The organism is Thermococcus sp., assembly GCF_027063845.1.
Taxonomy (GTDB): Archaea; Methanobacteriota_B; Thermococci; order Thermococcales; family Thermococcaceae; genus Thermococcus.
This window is the reverse complement of the sequence record NZ_JAMOQU010000108.1, coordinates 1-2971: the sequence shown is the minus strand read 5'-3', so window position 1 is coordinate 2971 and position 2971 is coordinate 1. Positions and strand designations below refer to the sequence as shown.

General features: G+C 53.3%; 6 protein-coding genes. All 6 read left to right on the top strand.

What is annotated here, in order from left to right; translation table 11 throughout:
- Window positions 1–612: hypothetical protein (locus MVO87_RS08735; RefSeq protein WP_297552914.1), on the top strand; the 612-nt coding region annotated here is incomplete at its 5' end.
- The gene (locus tag MVO87_RS08730; protein WP_297552913.1) at window positions 605–1339 is read left to right on the top strand and encodes a hypothetical protein; all 735 of its coding nucleotides are present in this window, start codon (window positions 605–607) and stop codon (window positions 1337–1339) included. The genes MVO87_RS08735 and MVO87_RS08730, both read left to right, overlap by 8 nt.
- A complete protein-coding gene (locus tag MVO87_RS08725; RefSeq protein WP_297552912.1) occupies window positions 1336–1590 on the top strand; it encodes a hypothetical protein in 255 nt (84 codons plus the stop codon). Before MVO87_RS08730 ends, MVO87_RS08725 begins: the two co-directional genes overlap by 4 nt.
- The gene (locus tag MVO87_RS08720) at window positions 1583–2158 is read left to right on the top strand and encodes a hypothetical protein (protein WP_297552910.1); all 576 of its coding nucleotides are present in this window, start codon (window positions 1583–1585) and stop codon (window positions 2156–2158) included. Before MVO87_RS08725 ends, MVO87_RS08720 begins: the two co-directional genes overlap by 8 nt.
- Entirely contained in the window at window positions 2151–2486 is a 336-nt protein-coding gene (locus MVO87_RS08715; RefSeq protein ID WP_297552908.1) for a hypothetical protein, read from the top strand. Before MVO87_RS08720 ends, MVO87_RS08715 begins: the two co-directional genes overlap by 8 nt.
- Before the next feature lie 13 nt (window positions 2487–2499).
- Window positions 2500–2868 (top strand): hypothetical protein, encoded by a 369-nt coding sequence (locus tag MVO87_RS08710; RefSeq protein WP_297552906.1) that lies wholly within the window; start codon window positions 2500–2502, stop codon window positions 2866–2868.
- The last annotated feature ends 103 nt before the right edge of the window (window positions 2869–2971 follow it).

Here is a 2971-nt window from a genome sequence, read left to right as displayed (position 1 = left end):
AACAAGCCCAAGCTCTCTTCCAAGTGGTCTAAGATTCTCCTCGCTATTCCAAAGGCTGTCGAGGAGGGCCTCACGTGGAACGACTTGATGAGGGACCTCGGAATCCTCGACCCGCAGGAACAGGTCGCAGTCATGCAACGCTTCTTCATTACGATTGACGAGAACGGCAAGATTCCAGAAGTCATCAAGCCTCTGCAAGGCATCAAGGAGCTTGAGGGCATTGTCCTCTACCGCGAAAACGGCGTGAACGTCCGCTTTGCGAAGATTGTCAGGGAGGACACACTGAAGGCGGCCAAGAGCCTGAAGGTCGAAGCTCCAAAGCCGACCGAGGAGGGTCAGCCTGCGGTTGAGGTTCCGCGGGCGAAGATTGAGAAGAGTCTCAGGGCGTGGCTTAGGCAGTATGAGCAGTTGGCTTCTAACTGGCGGACGAAGGGGCAGGCGGAGTCGTTCCTGAAGAGCGTCGGTAATAATGGACTCAAGCGGCTTGTGCGGGAGTATGGTTTCGATGTTGTGGCGGAGGTTGTCGGTTCTAACGCGGATTATCGGGCCCTGTTCGGCCCGTTTCTCTTGAAGCTTCAGGAAAAGAAGGTGGAGGTGACGTCCGATGTCTGATGTGCAGTTGGATGAGGTTCTTGCAAGGCTGGATAAAGTGTTAGGGGAGGTTCGAGAGCTCAAGGAACTTGTGAAGAAGGCGGAATTGACACAGTACACGGCGGAAGAAGCCCTTAACAAGGTCATTGATGACATGTTGGACGTGGCTCTTCCCGAGTGGCTTGAGGGCTCGATACCTCTTGAGGCATTTGAGGAGCGCTTTGTGAAGTACTTGGTTTATGATGAGGACATCAGGAGGGCCATCAAGCACTTGGTGAGAAAAGGCCTAATCAAGGTATATCAAGAAAAGTGGGAAGATATTGGCGGCAGGGAGTATGCGATTAAGATAATATACCTGTCAAGGGACGTTCTTCCGAGGAAACCAAAGCCTGGCACAGTTTTAGCTCTTGTGGGCGACTATTACTACTTTTACTGGAAGCTTTTTGGAAAGCACATTGTCAGAGGGACGAGGGTGACTCCTTCTGAGAGCGAAAGGATAGTTGAGAAGATATTCCAGGTCAAAATGCGCTGGCTACTCGAACCGTACATCAAGCATGGGGTTCTCTTTAGGGAAGAGGACCTTCGAGAGTTCATCGCAGACCGGGCGGGTTGGGCGTTGGAAAACCTTCTGGAAGAGTATGGCATCATGAAGACAATTGTAGGCGAGGATGACGAGGTAGTCACTCTTGAGTTCTTAATGGATGAATCAGAGGCTCTCAAGCGCATTTCTCGGGAGGTGAAAGCATGACGACTCCTGTTGGGGGTTTGGAACCTGAGCTCAATGCTTCGGACTTTGGCAGGGCAAGGGTGGGCATTACTAAGCCGTCGGAGGTTCCGGGGGCTGTCGTGCTGAGCTTGACGACTCCAGCCTCGTGGGACGACTTCCAGGGGTTCCTGAAGGCGGTTGAGGCTTTGCAGGGTGATGGTTTCGTTGTTCGGTCTGTTGAATCGAGTTACAAGTTGTTCCGCGTCTGGCTGAGGAGGGAGGAAGATGAGTGAGGTTGATAAGAAGTTTTTGGCCCGGTATTGGGGCCTGGCCGGAATGGAGCGCGAGCGCGAACCAATGCTCGGAGCATACATTCTCGACAATATGCTGGCGTTTAAACATTGGGAACCCCTGTCCAGACTCGTGGAGGAAGGCCTAATATACGAGCCTGATATGCCGGAGAACAGGCGCAGGAAGAGAGAAGACAGGAAACTCTACGCGCTGACGGAGAAGGGCAAGAAGTGGCTTGAGGAGAACCGGGATAAGTACAACTCAATGTTCATTGAGTACTGCAAGCAGGAGGCACTAAAGATTCTCGACAGGTTCAAGCAGTTCGCATGGCGGAACATTGATGAGGTTCTGAGGGAATGGGAAGTCGAACAGGCCTTAACGGGAAGCATGGGCGAGTACATGCTTCTATCGCTAAGAAGGGGAAACGACAGGGAAGTGTTACTATTGAGGAATATTGATGGCTACAACTACATGATTCGGACGTTTGACATTGATATTACTGAGGAAGTTAAGAGCTGGAGTCAGAGGTTCGACTCTTCCTCTTCTTCGGGAGGTGATTCGGATGAGTGAGGTTGTGTCTGGTTTGCCTGGTAGGGTTTTGGAGCTGGCTGGAACAGGGCCGGGTTGGGTTACGGTTGCAGAGTGCAGGCTGAAGGCGTCGGATAGGGGCATTGAGCTTGTTAGTGTCAGTAACGTGTGGGAGGACATTCGGCCGGACGACCCTGGCTGGCTGGAGGAGGAGCTTGAGGTTTGGGGCGTCAGGAGGAAGTTCAGGGCGCGGTTCTACAGGTGGAAGGGCTTCAGGGATGAGGATGGTGAGTCGGCGCCTGATTTGAACAGGTGGTATATTGCGGTTCCTGACCTCGAGGAGGCTGGAGAGCTTGACTTGTGGTTCTGAGGGAGGTGAGGGTATGAGGGAGAATGAGGTCTGGATTTTCATGGGCTCTTACGGGACAACTCACAGGGAGGGCAACGCGTATTGGGTGATTCGCAAATACAAGCGCGGGAACGGCTACTCAGCCCGCTATGTTGCGCGAGACTTCTCCGGTTACACCGTCTCAGACCCGGTGAGGAAGTTCAAGACGTTTGAAGAGCTCGTTAATTTCCTCACCCACGAGGCGAATCCGAGGGCGAACGAGAACATGATTCGCTATGCTATCAAGACTTCCGGACACGCGGACTTCTGGAGGGAGGAGCTTGAGTGGCTCAGGAGCAGGCTCGCGGTCAAGCGCGAGGTGAAGCCGACGCGCCAAATCACCCTCGCGGAGGTGATTTCATGAGCTTTGTTCCTGCGGTGAAGCACCTCCGCCTTTCCGAGGAAGTTCAAGCCAAGTGGAAGGAAGCCATCGAGGACTTCAACGCGCTGAAGGTGCAAGTGCTCAT

Excerpts from the sequence above, each read along its gene's own strand:
- MVO87_RS08730 (WP_297552913.1), top strand. The coding sequence starts at position 605 with ATGTCTGATGTGCAGTTGGATGAGGTTCTTGCAAGGCTGGATAAAGTG.
- MVO87_RS08715 (WP_297552908.1), top strand. The coding sequence starts at position 2,151 with ATGAGTGAGGTTGTGTCTGGTTTGCCTGGTAGGGTTTTGGAGCTGGCT.
- MVO87_RS08725 (WP_297552912.1), top strand. The coding sequence starts at position 1,336 with ATGACGACTCCTGTTGGGGGTTTGGAACCTGAGCTCAATGCTTCGGAC.
- MVO87_RS08720 (WP_297552910.1), top strand. The coding sequence starts at position 1,583 with ATGAGTGAGGTTGATAAGAAGTTTTTGGCCCGGTATTGGGGCCTGGCC.
- MVO87_RS08710 (WP_297552906.1), top strand. The coding sequence starts at position 2,500 with ATGAGGGAGAATGAGGTCTGGATTTTCATGGGCTCTTACGGGACAACT.